The following is a 19,922-nucleotide window of genomic DNA, read 5'->3' as shown; positions in this document are numbered from 1 at the left end:
TAGAGACTCGTATGAGGTTAATAGACAATTAGAGGCATTGGAGTCTCCTCAAAGCAAGCAAACTTACAGAACAAATGGGCCTGCATTCGCATCTTGGTAGGCGCCAATACAAATAAAGATGAAAACCTAATCCAAGCAAAACCAGCTAACAAGATTCCTTGAGCTAACTTGTATACACAGAACGGATTAACTCATAGACAAGATAGCCCATAGAAAGCGAATAAAAAGAAGTCCTCTGTCGGACATGAACAAACTTTTGGCTTCTTTCAATTGGCGTCCTTTTATCAATTAATCCAATCAAAACCAAACATTTTGGGCTAGGCAATTTCAAAGAATTTGATAAACCATTTTCATAGCATTACTTGCCCAATAAGGTGTTTTACAAGCCAATGCTCAAAGAACAAATGCATCCAACAAGGCAAGAAAAAACCCCGTCAAGCAAAACCTGACGGGGAATATCTTTCTGCCGATTAATCGACTAACTAGCTAGCGAGGAAGATGTTATCCAAACTTGCTAGCTGTAGATGCAATCACAAAGGCACCGAACGTAAATATGTTGCCCACTGCAAAGTGAGTCACACCAACGAGACGGGCCTGCACGATCGAAAGAGCTACTGGCTTATCACGCCATCCAACCAGGTTGGCAATCGGAGAACGCTGATGAGCCCAAACGAGAGTCTCGATCAGCTCCTGCCAATAACCCCTCCAAGAGATCAGGAACATGAATCCTGTTGCCCAGACCAAATGGCCTGCAAGGAACATGTATGCCCAAGGGGAAAGATTATTAATCCCGAATGGGTTGTAGCCATTGATGATCTGAGAACTATTGATCCAGAGATAATCCCTGAACCAACCCATTAAGTGGGTACTGGACTCATTGAACTGAGCCATGTTGCCCTGCCAAGCAGCAAGGTGCTTCCAGTGCCAGTAATAGGTTGCCCAAGCAATGGTATTCAGTGCCCAGAAAATGGCCATATAAGTGGAGTCCCACGCAGAGATGTCGCAGGTGCCGCCACGTCCAGGGCCATCACATGCAAAGGCATAGCCGAAGTCCTTTTTATCGGGCATCAGCTTGGAACCTCTTGCATCAAGTGCACCCTTGATCAAGATCAATGCAGTGGTGTGAAGTCCCAATGCAATGCCATGGTGAACCAGGAAGTCTCCTGGACCAATAGGCATGAAGTTGGAAACCTCTGGACTGGCATTAATCAGATCCATCCAGTAGTGATCCCCAGGCATCCCAGCCGCAGCCAAGGAGGGGGCACTATTTGCATTAGCAAGCAGCACATCAAGGCCATACATGACCTTGCCACTAGCGGCCTGAATGAACTGAGCAAAGATGGGCTCAACAAGGATCTGCTTTTCGGGGGTTCCGAAAGCAATCACCACATCGTTATGGAGATACAGCGCCAGGGTATGGAAACCGAGGAGCATGCAAACCCAGCTCAAGTGACTGATCAGTGCTTCTTTGGTTTCTAAGACCCTTGCAAGAACATTGTCCTTATTGGCCTCAGGGTCATAGTCACGGACAAAGAAGATTGCTCCGTGAGAGAAGGCACCGCACATCAGGAAGATGGCGATGTACTGATGGTGGGTGTAAAGAGCTGCCTGAGTGGTGTAGTCCTGCGCAATGAAGGCATACGAGGGTAAAGCACCCATGTGATGCGCTACAAGACTGGCTGCTGTACCTAGACAGGCAAGAGCAAGACCAAGTTGGAAGTGCAGGGAGTTGTTGATCGTATCGGTGATCCCGGTATGACTAAGACCGTAGTGACCGATTTTTTCTCGGAAACCATCCTTATGAGGATCATTAGGATGACTTGTGTTGTGACCATCGGTGATTTCCTTAAAGGTATGGCCGATACCGAAACTGTTCCGGTACATGTGGCCACCGATGATCATGAAGACACCGATCGCAATGTGGTGGTGCGAGATGTCAGTCAGCCAAAGCGCACCACTCTGTGGATGAACACCACCTAGGAAAGTAAGGATGGCCGTGCCAGCGCCTTCAGAAGTACCAAAGGCATGATTCAAAGAATCAGGATTCTGTGCATAGGCTCCCCAGTTTCCTGTGAAGAATGGGGTCAACCCTTCAGGGTGTGGAAGAACTGTGAGGAAGTTGTCCCAACCGACGTGCTGACCACGTGATTCAGGAATGGCCACGTGAACGAGGTGACCAGTCCAGGCGATGTTGGTGAAACCGAACAACACTGCGAGGTGATGATTCATCATCGCCTCAGCGTTCTTGAACCACGCCAGCGAAGGACGGAACTTTGGCTGTAAATGCAGCCAGCCACCGAACAAGAGCCAGGCAACCAGGATGTCAATGAAGATGGCGCCCTGGTAAAGCTCTGTATTGGTGCGCATTCCGATGGTGTACCACCAGTGGTACAAACCGGAATAGCAAATGTTTACTGGACGGGAAGCACCCGCTTGAGTCAAAGCATCACTGATGCCTTGACCAAAGTGAGGATCCCAAATTGCGTGGGCAATAGGTTGAACATTTTGTGGGTCGGCGACCCACTGTTCGAAGTTGCCCTGCCAGGCGATATGGAACAGGTTTCCTGCAACCCATAGGCCAATAACAGCCAGATGACCGAAATGGGTAGAGAACAGCTTTTGGTAAAGCCGTTCTTCGGTCATGCCGTCGTGGCTCTCGAAGTCGTGAGCCGTGGCTATGCCGTACCAAATACGGCGGGTTGTAGGGTCCTGTGCCAGACCCTGGCTGAACGAAGGAAATTTCGTTGCCATGTGGGGAAAGGTCAGGAAAGGTCAGCCGAGCCCAAGAAGGCGGGCATGGAAGAAGGCCCAGGTGGTCACAATGCCACCAAACAGGAAGTGGGTTACACCAACTGCGCGGCCCTGCGTAATAGAAAGTGCCCGGGGCTGGATGGTGGGAGCAAGCTTGAGCTTGTTATGAGCCCAGATAATGGATTCAAATAGCTCCTGCCAGTAGCCACGGCCGCTGAACAAGAACATCAAGCTAAAGGCCCACACGAAGTGGCCACCAAGGAATAACAGGCCATAGCCGCTTAGGCCAGTGCCGTAGCTCGTGAGCACCTGTGAGGACTGAGCCCATAGGAAGTCACGGAACCAACCATTCACAGTGATGGCGCTTTGAGCAAAGTTGCCAGAAACGAGATGAGTCACACTCCCGTCTGAATTGACAGTGCCCCATACATCGCTTTGCATCTTCCACGAGAAGTAGAAGATCACCATCGATAGGGAGTTGTACATCCAGAACAGGCCTAGGAACACATGGTCCCAAGAGGAAACCTGGCATGTACCACCACGACCTGGGCCATCGCAAGAGAAGCGGAAGCCAAGATTCGCCTTGTCAGGAACAAGACGGGAACTGCGGGCAAAAAGCACACCCTTAAGAAGGATGAGGCAAGTTACGTGAATGGTGAAGGCATGGATGTGGTGAATCATCAAGTCGGCTGTTCCCAAGGGAATAGCCATCAGAGCCACCTTGCCGCCAACTGCTACAACGCTTCCGTTGAATACATCACTCACTGCACCTGGCAGACCTGTTGTCGTGCCAACCACAGATGATGTGCCAATTGAAGACGCCCAAAGGCTTTGAATCCATTGAGCCAAGACAGGCTGCAACTGGATTGCAGAGTCGCTGAACATGTCTTGGGAACGACCCAAAGCACGCATGCTGTCGTTGTGTATATAAAGTCCGAAGCTGTGGAAGCCAAGGAACATACACACCCAGTTGAGGTGACTGATAATGGCGTCCCGCGCCTTGAACATGCGATCAAGCACGTTATCGACGTGAACTGAGACGTCATAGTCACGAATGACTGCGATGCCAGCGTGAGCTGCTGCTCCGCAAATCATCAAACCACCAATCCACATGTGGTGTGTGAATAGCCCAAGAACCGTTGGGTAATCAGTCGCTAGGTATGGATATGGAGGTAGAGAATACATGTGGTGTGCAACCACGATGCTCCCTGAACCAATGCATGCCAGGTTTACTGCCAGCTGAGCATGCCAGCTGTTGGAAAGGAACTCGAAGAGACCTTTATGACCATTGGGAGCTGGGAATAAGAGAGGGTCACCCTTTACGTTCCCCATGATCTCTTTCATGCTGTGGCCGATACCGAATCTTGAGCGGTATACGTGGCCACCAAACATCAAAAAGACCGCCCATGCCAAATGGTGATGAGCAACATCAGTACTCCATAGAGCACCTGTTACAGGATTCACTCCTCCGTTGTTGGTGAGAAAATCACTAAAGGCCCACCAATTAGCCGAGAAGAAATTCCCGATGCCTGAAGCAAGACCTGGATAAATCTGGCCAACGAGATCAGCGTTGTAGAGCTCGTGGGGCAGAGGGATATCCGCTGCAGTGGCAATGGTCTTGCCATCAAGCACCATTGGAGTGCCTGCATCTATGGCATCCAATAGGGCATTGGTGGGGTTGGCCACATGAATCAAGTGACCTGTCCAACCAAGAGAGCCCAAGCCAAACAGACCAATCTGATGGTGCTGAAGCATCGACTCAATCTTCTTAAACCACTCAAGCTTTGGAGCTGCTTTGTGGTAGTGGAAGATTCCGCCATGGAGAACAAGGCCAGCCATGATTAGGGCACCAGTTGCAAGAGCCATGAGCTCTGTCTCACTGGTAATTCCCCAAGCCCTCCACATTTGGAAAATGCCGGAGGTGATCTGGATGCCGTTAAAGCCAGCACCCATATCTGCATTCATGATTTCTTGACCGACAATTGGCCAAACGACCTGCGCACTGGCTTTCACGTGCGTAGGGTCGGCTAGCCAGCCGGAGTAGTTGGAGAAGCGGGCACCGTGGAAGAAGGCACCGCTTAACCAAATAAACACTATGGCCAAATGGCCGAAGTGCGCCGAAAAGATCTTCCGGCTGGTTTCTTCCAGATCCCCAATGTGGGTATCGAAGTCGTGGGCGTCAGCGTGGAGGTTCCAAATCCAGGTTGTGGAGTTTGGTCCCTTAGCGAGGCTTTTCGAGAAAAATCCGGGTTGTTCGAATTTTTCGAAGTCGGCTGGAACGTGGTCCCGGTCGACTGGTTGATCGTAAATAGGCTTCGCTTTTTCCCCACGCTCTGGTGGGCTGATGGTCATCGAGAGGTTCCTCGAGGGACGGGATCGAGGTGGAGGGCCACCCCTTCGACAGGCCCAAGGGCTTGCCGGGGCCCCGGAGACACCACCACCGAAGTGGTGCTGATACCGGGCGCCAGCACAAGTCAAAAGTCGAAACTCAGACTCACACTGGAGCTATGGGCCCCTACAAGGGGACCGCTTCGAGAAGCATAAAGCTGAGCACCACTCACTACGACAGCAAGTAACAAATGTTCTATCCGGTCGCTAATCAGTGGGGGCCTGGCGTCTGCAGAAGGGCCGCTGACAGAAGCGGATCATTAATACACGTAAGTTTACAACTGCAAAAGAAGCATATTTTCAACGCTAATTAACATAAATCAATCAACTAATCCAACACTGCCGCCTTGCAAGGAGTTGCCACCCTTTTACCCACACCGGGTAGCTGCCCAGAATGACGAGATCTTGCCCCCCTCTAATGCCGCTTTCGAGCCGGCGTCAGCAATTCAATCTGTCGCCATGGCAGGGGAAGGCCATGCGCCTATTGCAAGGCCTGGTGTTGGTTGTGCTGCTGAGCATCTCTGGGCTTTCTCCCGCACAAGCCCTGCCAGGCTGGCCCTTTAACAACCAAAACAGGGAAAGTTCAACCACTCAATCCTTACTCGTGCCAGCGCCAACTGGAACTCTGCAAGAGATTGCCCCACCAGGCGCAGTACAACAAATACGAGAGCAACTAGCGAAACATCACCCCCAGCTGAGCCTGGAAAGCCCAACAGACGGGACTGTGCTGATGAATGAGGGGAGCTGGGAGCTCTTGCTCAATTTGAAGGACTGGCCACTGACCAACGATCCAGAACTAGGCCTCGGTGCCCATGTTGTGGTGCAACTTGATGAGAATCCACCACTCCGCATTAGCGAAGCAGATGGTGCCCAACTGCGTATTGCGATGGAGGGCCTGCAGCCTGGAAGTCACAGACTCAGCGCCTACGCCGCTTATCCATGGGGCGAAGCTGTCAAGGAGCCAAAGGCCAGCCTGCAATGGCGCCTCCATCAGCTGCAACCTCTGCAACGAACTCAACCGACAGAAGATGAGCCTTGGTTCGTCACCGTTAGCCCCTCAGAACTCAGCAACACTGAACCCCTTCTATTGGACTGGTTGATCTGGAATGCTCCCATTCAGAACCTGAAAGAAGGCGATGGCCGCTGGCGACTCCAAGTGAGTGTGAATGGTGAAAGTTTCCAAATCACTCACCAAGACGCCATTTGGATCAAGGGCCTGCCCTCAGGATCAGGCCCCATTAGCGTTCAAACAGAAATGCTCGACGGCTTTGGCAAGCCAATTAATCCAGTATTCAACAACCAACTAAGGATTGTTCAGACCAGGGAAGCAGACAAGCCAGCTTGGATGCAGGCCACACTGACGAAACAGCAAATAGCCAGACTCTTAGGGGAACCCCAGCCAGAAGAAGACCAGCCTTTGGCTGATCAAACCCCTCAAGAAAAATCAGACTCCCCGCAAATCTCGACACTTGACAACGCATCAGAACCAAAACCTCTCCAAGACGAACTTTCTGAGCAGCCTGCAAAACAGAAGTTAGCGCTCTCCAATGAACCCGAGACAGAGCTCGAGTCTGGAGCCGAACTAGAACCAGAATCGGCTCTACAGCCAACCCCTGATCTAGAACCAAACCCTGATCCAGACTCTGCTCTCAAGCCAACCCCTGATCTAGAACCAAACCCTGATCCAGACTCTGCTCTCGAGCCAACTCCTGATCTAGAACCAAACCCTGATCCAGACTCTGCTCTCGAGCCAACTCCTGATCTAGAACCAAACGCCGAACTAGAGCCAAAACTCAAAACAGACGCTGCCCAAGCCTCCCCAGCACCCAATTCCCAAACCCCTTGGCCAACCCTTGATTGATCCAAAAGCATGCTTTAACGCTCATGCCGAGATCAAATAAAAGGAAACAGCCTCCAACGTTCCCCTTGGCCAACCTGCCCTGACCCATCCCGACGCACCTAGCCCCGCTCTGCGCCTGGCTCTTGGTCTCTCTGTCAGCGCCTGGCCGCTTTTGCAAAGGCTTGCAAGACGCCACCAGGTGGATCAACTGGCCCTTACCCCGCGTGCAGCAAACACTCTCGAAGAAACACCTCAAAGCCTTGTAGTTGGCCCCGCCAGCGAAGTGCTAAGCAGAAACTGGCAGCCAAACGGGGTCTTGCTCATCGTGGGTGCTATCGGCGCCGTGACTCGCTTAATCGCTCCATTACTCATTGGGAAGGACAAAGATCCCGCCGTGATCGTCCTTGATGCCCATGGCAAACACGTCGTGCCATTGCTGGGCGGTCACCAGGCGGGCGCAGAACAACTGGCAATGGAACTGGCCGCAGAGCTAGGCGGCCATGCTGTACTCACCGGAGACGCCAACAGCCAAAACCGCTTGGCCCTCGATAGTTTTGGCGAAGGCTGGGGCTGGCGACGTAGCGGCAGCCGCGACAACTGGAATCAGTTAATGCTGACCCAAGCCCAAGGGGGGAAGCTTTTGCTTTTGCAGCGTTCTGGTGCGACGTTTTGGCAAACAACTGCTGCTGCACAAGACGTTTTTGATGCCAATGCCAATGCTGATCAGGCTCGGCCAGCCCAGCTAACCATCGGCCCACAAAGCAGCATGTCTTGCAGCTGGCATCCCGCCAGTCTTTGGATTGGAATTGGCTGCGAACGCGATACAAGCCTGAGCCTGCTTGAGCGCGCCGTGACAGCTGCCCTGGCAGAGGCTGGCCTTGCCCCAGAGGCAGTAGCAGGCCTTGCCAGCATTGACCGAAAGGCCGATGAAACCGCTCTGCTCGCTCTCGCGCAAGCAAAGGACTGGCCTGTGCGCTACTTCAACGCTAATGCCCTCGCAGAAGTTGACGTACCCACACCTTCTGCTGTTGTAGCAAAAGCTATGGGCACCTCTTCCGTGGCCGAAGCCGCAGCACTACTCGCAGCTAGCAACAAAGGCACTTTGCTGCTAACCAAACAGATTCACCACGCCCAAAACGCTGAACATGGTGCTACCACCATCGCCATCAGCGAAGCCAATCAACCTTTTGCACCCCAAAGAGGCGAATTGCACCTGATCGGCAGTGGGCCTGGAGATTTGGCCTTTCTCACCCACGATGCCCGAGCAGCCCTAGCCCGCAGTGCCATATGGGTTGGATACGACCTCTACCTCGATCTACTGGAACCGTTGCGGCGCCCAGATCAAGCACGTCTGGACGGGCAACTCACTCGCGAACGGGATCGCTGCCTTAAGGCCCTGGAGCTAGCCCAACAGGGAGCACGAGTCGCCTTGATCTCTTCAGGAGACAGTGGCATCTACGGCATGGCCGGCCTAGCCCTGGAACTATGGCTCACACAACCCCCTAGTGATCGGCCACAATTTCAGGTGCATCCAGGCCTCTCAGCCCTGCAATTAGCCGCCGCCAAGGTAGGTGCCCCTCTGATGCACGATTTCTGCAGCGTGAGTCTCAGCGATCGCCTCACTCCCTGGTCAAAGATTGAAACCCGCCTGAAAAGTGCAGCCAGCGGAGATTTCGTGGTAGCCCTTTACAATCCACGCTCTCAAGAACGCGACTGGCAGCTGACGCGTGCCATTGAACTCTTGCTGGAGCATCGAGCCCCCAGCACGCCAGTGGTCGTAGCACGTCAACTTGGACGAGCGCAGGAAGACATACAGCTGCACACACTGCAGACGCTGCCAGTCAAAGAGGTGGACATGCTCACGATTGTTCTAATCGGCAATAGCAGCAGTCGTTTACAAGACAATCATGTGGTGACACCAAGGGGATACCCCGGAGCCGAACTGGCTTGAAAACAAGGCAAAGTCAGTCAAGCTGAAAGTTGTTTCAAGGCATCTCTGAATTGATAGGGCACTTTTTAGCGAGGCGGAAAAAGAAAGCGTGAAAGCAACTTCAGCTCCCGCCCCTGCATACCCATTAGGCCCCAGCGAACACTCCAAGGGGCGCTAACAAACATGTTCACCATGGCAGCGACCAATTCGCGCAGGCTAAGAGTGTTGGTCAAAAAGCCGTACCATTCTTCGCTCGGCAAAGCAAAGAAACTGACAAAGAAATCACGCAGTTGGGGCTCTTTAAAACGCATCAGCTTCTCAAGGCCAAATTGATAAAGAGCATGCTTACGGCGCAACTCCTTGGGCCAAAGAGTCTCCCAACCTGCAGCCGCGAGCACCGCCGGCCCCGCCCCTGGATCGGCCATGGCTTCAGCCACAGCCTTTGCAACATAAGGTGCGCGGCGCAGCATGCTGCCCACCAAATAGCCCGAAGCAGGGTGCACCATCGCCGCCGAGCCGCCGAAACCAAGCAGCGGTTGCTGCAGGTCAGGCAGAGGCAAATTCATCGGCAGGAAATAACCAAGCTCCTCGTGCTGCAATTCAGTGATCGTTAAGCCTTGATGAGCCAATCGCCGCTCCAAGCGTGAACGCAGGGTTTCTAAGGACACCGGAGGCGCGAGCCCTAGCGATGTTTCCTCTAAGAAGAAGCATCCCCCACCAAAGTCCATGGCATAAAGAAACGTGGGTGGCTCAGCTTTCTCCGCAGGGCTCAGATGATCACAGCGGTAGTCCATCAACACAAACTGGCCAGGCTCCACTGGGGGCTTATTGAAACGTCCCACCACGCCAAAGCAGGTCTGAACCGCCACCGGCCCATGATCTACATGACGCAGAAATACCGGCTTATAGCCAGTTGCATCAACCACCAAACGAGCTTGCAGCTCAAGACCTTCGGCGGTGGTCACAGTACTAACGGTGGCATCAACAGCAAAATCAGTTGCAAGACCTTGATGCCAAGTCAAACCAGCAGCTTCGCATTGCTGCAACCAATGCTCCTGGAGCTTGATCTTGTCGAATAGGCCGTAATCCCGATGATGAGGACTTGGCCGATTCTCGTCAGCATTGGGGTCAGAGGCGCCTGGGCCAAAAAAACTCACTGTGTTCGACCAGCGGTGCTCGAGCAGGTGCCCCATATCAAAGGCATCCACCTCGTCACCCCAAATGCCATAGGTATATGGCCATGGCTCGCGAGGATTGCCAACCGTCAGTGCTGAGACCTGTAAACCCTCCTTGCCCAGGGCTGCAGCAATGGCCAGGGCCGCCGGACCAGCGCCAAGCACCAAGACATCCACCACTGCCTCTGTCACTGGCTCACCAGAACAATTGGTTGGGCATAAGCCACCAGCGAAGGCATTAGTAGACAGCGATAGACGTTGTTGCTCTCGTCAACCACCACTGCCAGGGATCGTCTCTTAAAAAGAGACTACCGCCCCTGGCGATAGTGATTTAAACGACATAGCTTTCTCGTGACTTTGCAACATCGTTTAAAGAGCAATCCTCTTGATACCGCAAGCGCTCAGCGACAAGGCTTCATAACATTGGTCATTGCGATAGCCATTTGCTCATCCTTTGAGACGTATTCAATAGGAGTGTCAGACACAACAGCTTGAGCAGCACGATCCAGTGGATAGAGCCCCAATAGGCCACCCTTCCTAAAGGCTCCCAACCAATGCACCGACCACTCCACACGACAAGAAACAAGATAAATCGGCCGACCGTGGTCTACAGCCATGCGTGGATTTAGAACAAAAAGAACAGCCGCAAAGGCCACTACGGCAAGCAAAATGACTGGCTTCATCACTTCAAATTTCCCTTAAACCTTGAACCTCCATTCCAAAAGTCAAGCAGCTGAAGCAAGTTTTCCTTGACCTAGGCATTAATAATCCATCAATAGCCTTCCCAGGGTTTACTCATGCATCCCATTGGCAGGCCTTAAGAATGATCAGAGAACTGATTGATATCAATTGTCGAAGGGATTACCTCGGACTAAAGCAACGATCAATCGGGATGACAGGATTCGAACCTGCGGCCCCTTCGTCCCGAACGAAGTGCGCTACCAAGCTGCGCTACATCCCGATAGGCTCACTGTAGAAGGTGAAGTCGCCTGGAACTGCTGCTGCCAGTGGGTTCCTGAACTGCTCTCATGACTGGAAAAGCCTTACTGAAACCCCACTGGTTGCGCGTCAAGGCTCCACAACAGCAACGCATCGGCGAGGTGGCCGAGCTGCTGAAGGGCCTCAATCTCAAGACGGTGTGTCAAGAAGCCAGCTGCCCGAATATCGGGGAGTGCTTCGCAGGAGGAACTGCCACCTTCTTGATCATGGGGCCGGGCTGCACCCGCGCTTGCCCTTACTGCGACATCGACTTTGACAAAAGCCCACGCTCCCTAGACCCCACTGAGCCAGAGCGCCTAAGCGAAGCGGTGGCTCAGATGAACCTTCGTCATGTTGTCATCACTTCAGTTAACCGTGATGACCTCAGCGACGGGGGAGCCAGTCAATTCGTCGCATGCATCGAGGCCATTCGCCAACGTTCTCCCCAAACCACAATTGAGCTGCTAATTCCTGATTTCAACGGCAATTGGGATGCCCTCGCCAAGGTAATGGGAGCAGCTCCGGAGGTGCTCAACCACAACATTGAGACCGTCCCCCGGCTCTACAAACGGGCTCGTCCACAAGCCGCCTACATGCGATCTCTTGAGCTGTTGTATCAAGTGCGGCAAGGCTGGCAGAAGGTCTATAGCAAGTCCGGCCTGATGGTGGGGCTAGGTGAAACAGATGCTGAGGTGATTGAGGTCCTAGAGGATCTACGCCGTCACCGAGTCGACATAGTGACCATCGGCCAATACCTATCACCAAGCCCAAAGCATCTGCCAGTCGATCGCTTTGTGACACCAGAACAGTTCGAATATTTCCGCTCTATGGGGGAAACCGAGCTGGGGTTCCTTCAAGTGGTTAGTACCCCTCTCACACGCAGCAGCTACCACGCCGGCGAGGTCCAGCGGCTGATGGCCGCCCACCCACGCTGAACTCAAGCCATGAGCTCCCCACACACAGGGATCCACTGCTGCAGATCCCATTTAACTAAACCCTCAACAATCATCGGGTCCTGTTCGACTAAGCGTTTGGCTGCTTCAAAGGAGTCTGCCTGCAGCACCAACAACCCTCCACCTCCTGGTCGTTGTTCAGCATCAACCAAAAAACCACTCGAAACCTTGACACCTTCGGAGCGCAAAACCTTGATCCATTCATGGTGGGCAGCTAAGTAAGTCTGCCGCTGCTCTGGCAAAAGGGTCAAAGTCTGCGCCGTAAACTTCTCGGTTTTGATAAACCAAGGCATTCATCAGGCTGCAACTTTCTCAAGCAAAGTTAAACCAACATTGACCTTTTCACTGGGTGGAACAAGCACCTTAAACAATGCTTTCCAACTGATCCAGTTGGCCAAAATCGCCTTGGCTTTTGTACTGCCGGTCTGCGCGAGATGGGTTTCAAGCAATGTTTTGAGAATGGCTTCCTGCTCAATAGTGGTTAGCGAGAGAATCTCAACAATCTCTTTGTTCACAAGATCGCTCACCATTCCCTGCTCATCCAGCAGGAACGTCACACCACCGGTCATCCCTGCCCCAACATTGCGGCCAGTTGATCCCAACACCACCACCACCCCACCGGTCATGTATTCACAGCAATGATCCCCCGCACCTTCAACAACAGCCTTCACACCGCTATTGCGCACAGCAAAACGCTCGCCAGCCCTACCTAAAGCAAACAACTCTCCACCGGTCGCGCCATACAGGCAAGTGTTGCCCAAAATCACCTGGCTGCCGCTGTGATCTGCACTCGAAGGTGGTACCAGTGTGATCCGACCACCATTCATGCCTTTACCGACATAATCATTGGCCTCACCCTCCAAACGCACATTCACCCCCTGCAGCAGAAATGCCGCAAAACTCTGACCGGCAGCCCCCTCAAAGGAGAGATCGAGCTGACCTCGAAAACCTTTGTTGCCATGGTGTTCAGCAATCTCACCAGAGATCCGTGCACAAACGCTGCGATCCGTGTTGACGATCGCGAGATTGCGGGCGATATGACCATGGCTATCGATCGCTGCCATCAGCTCGGCATCAGCAAGCAGCTGATCCTCGAGGATCGGTCCATTGTCATGGGCCTTGGCGTCATGAATCAACCAAGCCCGATCAACGGCCCCCGGAATCGGATCCAACAAGCAAGAAAGATCAAGGGTTTGGGTCTTCACCAAGTTGAGGCTGCGAGGCTCAAGCAGCTCTGTGCGACCAATGAGATCCTCAAGCCGAGCCACACCGAGCACACTCATCAATTGGCGCACCTCCTCAGCTACAAACAGAAAGAAGTTGACAACATGCTCCGGGACACCTGGGAAGCGCTTGCGCAAGCCCTCCTGCTGGGTAGCAACCCCCACAGGACACTTGTTGGTATGACAGACGCGAGCCATGATGCAGCCCTCGGCAATCATCGCGACTGAGCCGAAACCATATTCCTCAGCACCAAGCAAGGCGGCGATCACCACGTCCCAACCAGTCTTCAGACCACCATCAGCGCGTAATAACACACGATCACGCAAGCCATTTTCAAGCAATGAACGGTGTACCTCGGTGAGACCTAACTCCCAAGGGCTTCCAGCGTGCTTAATCGAACTCAGAGGCGATGCGCCTGTACCACCGTCATGACCAGAGATCTGAATCACATCTGCCTTGGCCTTCGCCACTCCAGCAGCAATCGTGCCAATGCCAATCTCAGCAACCAGCTTCACGCTCACCTTGGCAGCAGGGTGAACCTGATGCAGGTCGTGAATCAACTGGGCCAAATCCTCAATTGAATAGATGTCGTGATGGGGAGGTGGCGAGATCAGCGCCACACCAGCCTTGCTATTACGCAACTTGGCGATGTAGGGATCAACTTTTTGACCCGGCAACTGACCTCCCTCACCAGGCTTTGCCCCTTGAGCCACCTTGATCTCAAGTTGCTTTCCGCTCCGCAAATATTCCGGCGTCACACCAAAGCGACCAGAGGCGACCTGCTTAATCGCAGAGCAAGCAGTATCGCCATTGCGCAAACCCTTGATGCTGGGCAGGGTTTCTGAACGGCTCTCAAGATCGACATCATCAAGGATCTTGAATCGGGCAGGATCTTCTCCTCCTTCGCCACTGTTGCTCTTACCACCGATACGGTTCATCGCCACGGCGAGCACCTCGTGAGCCTCGCGCGATAGGGCGCCAAGACTCATTCCACCAGTACAAAAACGTGCGCAAATGGATTCAACACTTTCAACCTGGTCTAACGGGAGAGGTGTAGGGGCTAAGCGGAAAGTAAGCAGGTCGCGCAGGGCCGTAGCCGGCCGATTCTCCAGCAGGTTCTTGTAGGTAGAGAAGTGGTCGTAGCCAGGCCCAGCCCTCACAGCCGCATGCAGGGCCTTAGACATGTCCGGAGTGTTGAGATGAAATTCACCGCCACTGCGATATTGCACAAAACCCATGAACTCGAGCTTGGTGCGATCCAACTCAGGAAATGCCTTGGCATGGAAGGTGAGGGTCTCGCTAGCCAAGTCATTGAGACTGAGTCCAGCGACTCGACTGGTCGTGCCCTTAAAAGCCAGCTCAATTAAATCGGCACCGATACCAATCGCCTCAAAAATCTGAGCGCCGTGGTAACTAGCAAGTAAGGAAATACCAATCTTGGAGAGGATCTTGCGCAGGCCATCTTCCTGCGCCTTACGTACGTTGGCCTGGGCCTGATCAATGGTCAGCGCTGGCAATTTGCCGGTTTCAATCAGTTTCTGAGTACGAGGATGCTGCCACCAATGCCGCGTAGTCTCCCAAGTAAGCCAAGGGCATACAGCGCTAGCGCCATAGCCGATTAGACAGGCCAGATGATGGGTACTCCAGCACTGTGCCGTGTCGACCACCAAGGAAGCATTCAGCCGCAAACCCTGCTTCAGCAAGTGGTGATGCACTGCACCAACAGCTAGCAGAGGTGGAATGTAGGTGGTGCTAGCAACAACCCCGCGGTCGGAAAGCACCACGATCTGGCTGCCATCGCGCACAGCATCCGCTGCTTCAACGCAGAGCCGTTTAAGAGAATCCCCCAAACCGCTAGGCCCATCATGAACGGGCAGCAAAGTGGAGAGTGTGGTCGTGGGAAACTCCAGCTGACCAAAAGCTGCAAGTTCCGCCTCATTGAGAATCGGAGTCTCAAGATGAATCAACGAAGCCGCCGCTGCCTCAGGCTTGAGGGGAGAACCACGCTTTCCCAGATGCATCTCGAGACTCATCACCAACTTTTCCCGCAAGGGATCAATCGGCGGGTTCGTGACCTGCGCAAAGCGCTGTTTGAAGTAGTCGTATAGGAGGTGGGGCTTATCGGAGAGCACCGCCAATGGGATGTCATCACCCATGCAAAAAGTGGGTTCTTTGGCCCCAGCCGCCATTGAATCGATGATTAACTCCAAATCCTCAGCAGTGAAACCGAAGGCTGTCTGCTGCTGAAGCAGTTCCAGATCTCCCAGTTGAGAATCCTGCTGCCAAGACTTTTGACCAAGCTTGCAACGATTTTGACTGAGCCATTCGCCATAGGGATATCGGCCAGCAACCTCCTGCTTGACATCCCAATTGCGCAGCAAACGACCCTTTTCAAGATCAACCGCCAACATCTGCCCAGGGCCAAGGCGTCCCTTCTCGATGATGCGGCTTTCCTCAAGCTCAACCACGCCAGTTTCTGAACCCATCACCACCAAGCCATCACTGGTGATGCAATAGCGAGCCGGGCGTAAGCCATTGCGATCGAGGCTGGCACCAACACTGCAACCATCTGAGAACACAAGCAAGGCTGGGCCATCCCAGGGCTCTTGCGTGCACGCGGAATACTCATAAAAAGCCTGAATTTCTGGCTTGTCAGCCAGCTCTGGCTGTTCCCGGAAGGCCTCAGGAACCAAGGTCAGCAAGCTGTCAACAATCGGGCGACCACTGCGTACAAGCAGCTCCAGAGTCGCGTCAAGGTTGGCGGAATCACTAAAAGCTGCATTAACAACCGGTTTGAGATCAGCCGCATCAACACCCCAAACGCTATCTAGGTTGACTTCAGTGGCCCTAGCCCAATTCAGGTTGCCCAACAACGTATTGATTTCACCGTTATGCCCTAGCAAACGCATCGGCTGGGCGAGTGGCCAACGGGGCAACGTATTGGTGCTGAAGCGGCGGTGATAAACCGCAAAAGGAACCTCAAAGCGAGGGTCGCGGAGATCGGCATAAAACGCCGCAAGCACCTCGGAGCGCACCATGCCTTTGTAAACGACTGTGCGACTACTGAGTGACGCCACGTAGAGATCATTGGCGTGCTCTCCCCAGGCCTGCCGAGCACGATCTCCGATACGCCGCCGCAATCGAAATAACAACGCCTCCAAAGCATCACCTGGCTGAGATCCCTGCACCAGCCACTGCTCGATAACCGGCGCTGTATCACGGGCGAGGGGACCCAACACCGCCATATCCACAGGGACTTCTCGCCATCCTCTGGACCTGAGACCAAGGGACTCGGCCTCCTGCTCGCAAAAGCAACGTGCTTCTGCGCGACGTGCAGCATCTCGAGGCAAAAACAACATGCCCAGGCCACAACGATGGTTTGCAGCTTCCACTGCCGACCACACGGCCTCAAGATAGCTCCAGGGAATAGCGCAAAGCAGACCTGCTCCATCTCCGGAATCCGCATCACCTCCGCAACCACCACGATGTTCCATGCAGTTCAGGGCCCGAAGTGCCTGCTGCAAAATCCAATGGCTAGCTACCCCATCAATTTGAGCCAAGAAACCAACGCCACATGCATCCTTTTCGCCAACCACAGCCGTAGGCGCGCTGCTGTCGCAATAGGGCCAATTGGAGCGACGGTGATCCTGAGACATAACCTTCAGCCAAACTATTTTCCTGCACCGCAGTGGACTGCGTTCACAGTGAAAAGCTCAATCAGTGATCCTAGGCAGGCGCCCTCCTCTAAGACTTAGCCGAATGAGAGGACTAGCGTCCAAACCATGGTTTCTCCTCCTCCCCCACCTCCCACTGTTGAGGTAAGAGCCGCGAACTTATTTGTTGGAGATCGCCTCAACATCGATGGTCAGTTAATCGAGGCCCCTTGGCGCTGGAGAGGCCATAGGGATGGCACTGCAAACCAGCTCTGGCTTCCCCTGGATCTACTGGTCGGACGTTTTGGCTTCCGCAGGTCCACCCAGCCAAACGGACAGCAACTGCAATGGTATGGAAGCAAAGCCTCTCTGAAATCCCTCCCACAAATCACGCTTCAAGATGAAGTGGCATTGAATGTGGCCGAATGGCTCACGACGACAGGAGTCAAGATCAAGCGAAAAAGCAAGACCCTTCACGTTGAACTGCCAACACCACGCCTCAAAGGTCTTCGGCAGGGCAAGGGCAGCAATTCAAATCGTCTGGTGCTTGACCTAAGCGGTCCGGCACTCGTGCAAAGCCTTGACAACAATCTCTTTCTTAATCTTCAGGCCACCGTCCAGCAGCGTAGGCAGATGAAGGCATTAGGCCTGATGCCCAAGCAGCAGCGCAATGGCCTCATGCTCATCGGGCAGGCAGAAGCCCTAAGCAGCCTCACCCTGGACAAACCCTGGCGCATTGTCTTGGACGGTATTGGCAAGCACAGCAACGCAACAAATCTGCGCTCACCACTGCTCAATCCATCCATCCAGGCCCTCATCCAGCGCGGCCTGATCTTCGAAACAAAAGTGGTGAACGTTGGGGTCAAACCATTGCAAATCACCAGGGTTGGTACAAATCTGTCAAAGCAAGGCCTGCTCCTCAGGCCTCTACCGCAAATTAACCATCAACAAGGCCTGCGTTTTCTCAACCAGTTGGCCCAACCTGCAGACGCTCTGATCGCCATCAACGGGGGTTTCTTCAATCGAGTGCGCCAGTTGCCCCTAGGGGCCTTAAGACGAGATGGCACATGGTTTTCAGGCCCCATCCTCAATCGAGGGGCGATCGGCTGGGGCCCTACAGGACATCTATCCTTCGGCCGCCTGCAACTTCAACAAGAACTTCAAGGTTCTAAAGGGCAGAGATGGAATCTTGAAACCTTGAATAGTGGCTATGTGCAGCGAGGCCTGAGTCGTTACACCAGAGCCTGGGGGCCTATCTACCAAGCCCTCAGCGGAGAAGAAAAAGCAATGATGATCATCAATGGGCGAGTCGTACAGAACTTCCAACAAGTGCAGCTGGCCCGGGGGGTTCCTCTGAGGAAGGATGGGGATCTGGTCGTAGCCAGAGGAGGCTTCCCTTTACCGGCGGCGACTGGTGAAACAGTAAGCATAAGGATGAAAGCATCACATCCTCTTGGCGAACTGCCTCAAGTGCTTGGTGGTGGTCCATTGCTGCTGCAAAACGGGCGGGTGGTTCTGTCTGGCAGACAAGAAGGCTTCAGCCCAAGCTTTCTATCCCTTGCTGCTCCCCGCAGTGTGGTGGGCCAAGGTGATGGCAAGCTCTGGCTACTCACTCTCAAAGGGGCCAGGGGCAGCGATCCAACCCTGCTGGAGACAAGCCTAGCCCTGCAACAACTGGGGATCAGAGACGGCCTGAACTTAGATGGAGGCAGTTCAACGTCCCTATTGGTAGCGAATCAATTGGTTGTAACAGGTCGAGGCACACCCCCCAGAATCCACAATGGCCTTGGCCTCATTTTGCGCCACCACAAAGGCAATCCTAAAAAAGCTAATGAGCCTCTTAAAAATGCCAGAGGTCAGGATCGAATCGCCAACAAATAATTAACGAGATCAAGCTTGGCATCTCGCCCAACAAAACCGAAGCACTGCAAGGGCCCATACCTCCCTTATCACCACATCCTCCATCGCTTTTAAGATTACGTTTCAAATACCTATTGGTTGCAGAGCTGCTCTAATCGCAATCGATTCCCTCTGATCATCAATCAGGCAAGCCGAAACGGTATGGTGGTTGATTGTGGAATCAGGTCGGATCTCCGACCAAATGCCGACCTTCGATGCCAACCATCCAACAGCTGATCCGAACTGAGCGTCAGCACCTGACTCGCAAGACAAAATCTCCTGCGCTGCGGGCTTGTCCAGAGCGACGTGGTGTCTGCACACGGGTCTACACCTCCACACCTAAAAAGCCCAACTCAGCCCTTCGCAAAGTTGCGCGCGTGCGCCTTACCTCAGGTTTTGAGGTCACGGCCTACATCCCAGGCATCGGCCACAACCTCCAGGAACACTCTGTGGTGCTCATCCGCGGCGGCAGAGTCAAAGATCTTCCTGGGGTGAGATATCACATCATCCGCGGAACTTTGGACACTGCAGGTGTCAAGGATCGCAGTCAATCCCGCTCAAAATACGGTGCCAAGGCGTCTAAGCAGGATTAAAGAGCCTCGTTATTCATCTCTCTCCTTATTAGCTCTACCTCCTCCTTCCTCCACTCCTAACGGTCTATGTCCCGTCGCAACGCAGCAGAAAAACGCCCCGTCCTGCCGGATCCCCAGTTCAACAACCGACTGGCCACGATGATGATCTCTCGGCTGATGAAGCACGGCAAGAAGTCAACTGCACAACGCATCCTGGCCCAAGCCTTTGGATTGATTAATGAGCGCACCGGTGGCGACCCGATAGAGCTCTTCGAAACAGCCGTAAAAAACGCCACGCCTCTGGTGGAAGTAAGAGCCCGCCGTGTTGGTGGTGCCACATATCAGGTGCCGATGGAAGTACGCCAGGAGCGAGGCACAGCAATGGCCCTGCGCTGGCTGGTGAACTTCTCTCGAGCCCGTAATGGCCGCAGCATGTCCCAAAAACTGGCTGCTGAACTAATGGATGCCGCCAATGAAGCTGGCAGCGCCGTTCGCAAGCGAGAAGAAACCCACAAGATGGCAGAAGCGAACAAAGCTTTCGCCCACTATCGCTACTGAA

The 19,922-nt window shown here is 53.6% G+C and carries 12 protein-coding genes and 1 tRNA gene; 6 read left to right on the top strand and 7 right to left on the bottom strand.

What is annotated here, in order from left to right:
- Positions 1–501: 501 nt before the first annotated feature.
- Positions 502–2,751 (bottom strand): photosystem I core protein PsaB, encoded by a 2,250-nt coding sequence (psaB, locus tag PMIT1303_RS12560; protein ID WP_011826945.1) that lies wholly within the window; start codon positions 2,749–2,751, stop codon positions 502–504.
- Between the two features lie 21 nt (positions 2,752–2,772).
- Positions 2,773–5,103, bottom strand: coding sequence for a photosystem I core protein PsaA (gene psaA / locus PMIT1303_RS12555; RefSeq protein ID WP_063398936.1), 2,331 nt, complete (start codon positions 5,101–5,103; stop codon positions 2,773–2,775).
- A 454-nt stretch (positions 5,104–5,557) separates the two neighbouring features.
- Between psaA and PMIT1303_RS12550 the strand changes: the two genes are divergently transcribed.
- Together PMIT1303_RS12550 and cobJ are read left to right on the top strand one after the other, a co-directional pair.
- Positions 5,558–7,000 carry a hypothetical protein gene (locus PMIT1303_RS12550; RefSeq protein WP_231901504.1) on the top strand — a complete coding sequence of 481 codons (1,443 nt, stop codon included), beginning with the start codon at positions 5,558–5,560 and terminating at the stop codon, positions 6,998–7,000.
- A gap of 151 nt (positions 7,001–7,151) precedes the next feature.
- Complete coding sequence (gene cobJ / locus PMIT1303_RS12545; protein ID WP_063398934.1) at positions 7,152–8,930, top strand: precorrin-3B C(17)-methyltransferase; 1,779 nt, start codon at positions 7,152–7,154, stop codon at positions 8,928–8,930.
- Between the two features lie 65 nt (positions 8,931–8,995).
- On the opposite strand, the gene crtL is transcribed toward cobJ, so the two are convergent.
- The 3 genes from crtL to PMIT1303_RS12530 form a co-directional block, all read right to left on the bottom strand.
- Positions 8,996–10,276 carry a lycopene beta cyclase gene (crtL, locus tag PMIT1303_RS12540; protein WP_063398933.1) on the bottom strand — a complete coding sequence of 427 codons (1,281 nt, stop codon included), beginning with the start codon at positions 10,274–10,276 and terminating at the stop codon, positions 8,996–8,998.
- Between the two features lie 209 nt (positions 10,277–10,485).
- Entirely contained in the window at positions 10,486–10,767 is a 282-nt protein-coding gene (locus tag PMIT1303_RS12535; RefSeq protein ID WP_041384664.1) for a hypothetical protein, read from the bottom strand.
- A gap of 204 nt (positions 10,768–10,971) precedes the next feature.
- Positions 10,972–11,045 (bottom strand) — tRNA-Pro (locus PMIT1303_RS12530).
- Positions 11,046–11,112: 67 nt separating this feature from the next.
- On the opposite strand from PMIT1303_RS12530, the gene lipA reads away from it, so the two are divergent.
- Positions 11,113–11,997 (top strand): lipoyl synthase, encoded by an 885-nt coding sequence (gene lipA, locus PMIT1303_RS12525; RefSeq protein WP_063398932.1) that lies wholly within the window; start codon positions 11,113–11,115, stop codon positions 11,995–11,997.
- A gap of 2 nt (positions 11,998–11,999) precedes the next feature.
- Here lipA and PMIT1303_RS12520 read toward each other — a convergent pair whose 3' ends face one another.
- Positions 12,000–12,308 carry a YciI family protein gene (locus tag PMIT1303_RS12520; RefSeq protein WP_063398931.1) on the bottom strand — a complete coding sequence of 103 codons (309 nt, stop codon included), beginning with the start codon at positions 12,306–12,308 and terminating at the stop codon, positions 12,000–12,002.
- 3 nt (positions 12,309–12,311) lie between these two features.
- Positions 12,312–16,895 (bottom strand): glutamate synthase large subunit, encoded by a 4,584-nt coding sequence (gene gltB, locus PMIT1303_RS12515; protein ID WP_063398930.1) that lies wholly within the window; start codon positions 16,893–16,895, stop codon positions 12,312–12,314.
- Between the two features lie 126 nt (positions 16,896–17,021).
- Between gltB and PMIT1303_RS12510 the strand changes: the two genes are divergently transcribed.
- The 3 genes from PMIT1303_RS12510 (at position 17,022) to rpsG (ending at position 19,921) form a co-directional block, all read left to right on the top strand.
- On the top strand, positions 17,022–18,773 hold the full coding sequence (locus PMIT1303_RS12510; protein ID WP_063398929.1) for a phosphodiester glycosidase family protein: 1,752 nt from the start codon (positions 17,022–17,024) through the stop codon (positions 18,771–18,773).
- Positions 18,774–19,006: 233 nt separating this feature from the next.
- Positions 19,007–19,384, top strand: a complete 378-nt coding sequence (gene rpsL, locus PMIT1303_RS12505) for a 30S ribosomal protein S12 (protein WP_011131146.1) — start codon at positions 19,007–19,009, stop codon at positions 19,382–19,384.
- Positions 19,385–19,450: 66 nt separating this feature from the next.
- Positions 19,451–19,921: a 30S ribosomal protein S7 gene (gene rpsG, locus PMIT1303_RS12500; protein WP_011131147.1), complete on the top strand. Its 471-nt coding sequence runs from the start codon at positions 19,451–19,453 to the stop codon at positions 19,919–19,921.
- Position 19,922: the final 1 nt, after the last annotated feature.

Origin of the sequence: Prochlorococcus sp. MIT 1303 (assembly GCF_001631965.1) — a bacterium.
Taxonomy (GTDB): domain Bacteria; phylum Cyanobacteriota; class Cyanobacteriia; order PCC-6307; family Cyanobiaceae; genus Prochlorococcus; species Prochlorococcus marinus_D.
This window is presented reverse-complemented; position numbering and strand designations above follow the sequence as displayed.

Coding starts and splice junctions, on each gene's coding strand:
- rpsG (WP_011131147.1), top strand. CDS start 19,451: ATGTCCCGTCGCAACGCAGCAGAAAAACGCCCCGTCCTGCCGGATCCC.
- rpsL (WP_011131146.1), top strand. CDS start 19,007: ATGCCAACCATCCAACAGCTGATCCGAACTGAGCGTCAGCACCTGACT.
- PMIT1303_RS12520 (WP_063398931.1), bottom strand. CDS start 12,308: ATGCCTTGGTTTATCAAAACCGAGAAGTTTACGGCGCAGACTTTGACC.
- PMIT1303_RS12550 (WP_231901504.1), top strand. CDS start 5,558: ATGCCGCTTTCGAGCCGGCGTCAGCAATTCAATCTGTCGCCATGGCAG.
- gltB (WP_063398930.1), bottom strand. CDS start 16,895: ATGTCTCAGGATCACCGTCGCTCCAATTGGCCCTATTGCGACAGCAGC.
- PMIT1303_RS12535 (WP_041384664.1), bottom strand. CDS start 10,767: ATGAAGCCAGTCATTTTGCTTGCCGTAGTGGCCTTTGCGGCTGTTCTT.
- PMIT1303_RS12510 (WP_063398929.1), top strand. CDS start 17,022: ATGGTTTCTCCTCCTCCCCCACCTCCCACTGTTGAGGTAAGAGCCGCG.
- psaB (WP_011826945.1), bottom strand. CDS start 2,751: ATGGCAACGAAATTTCCTTCGTTCAGCCAGGGTCTGGCACAGGACCCT.
- psaA (WP_063398936.1), bottom strand. CDS start 5,103: ATGACCATCAGCCCACCAGAGCGTGGGGAAAAAGCGAAGCCTATTTAC.
- lipA (WP_063398932.1), top strand. CDS start 11,113: ATGACTGGAAAAGCCTTACTGAAACCCCACTGGTTGCGCGTCAAGGCT.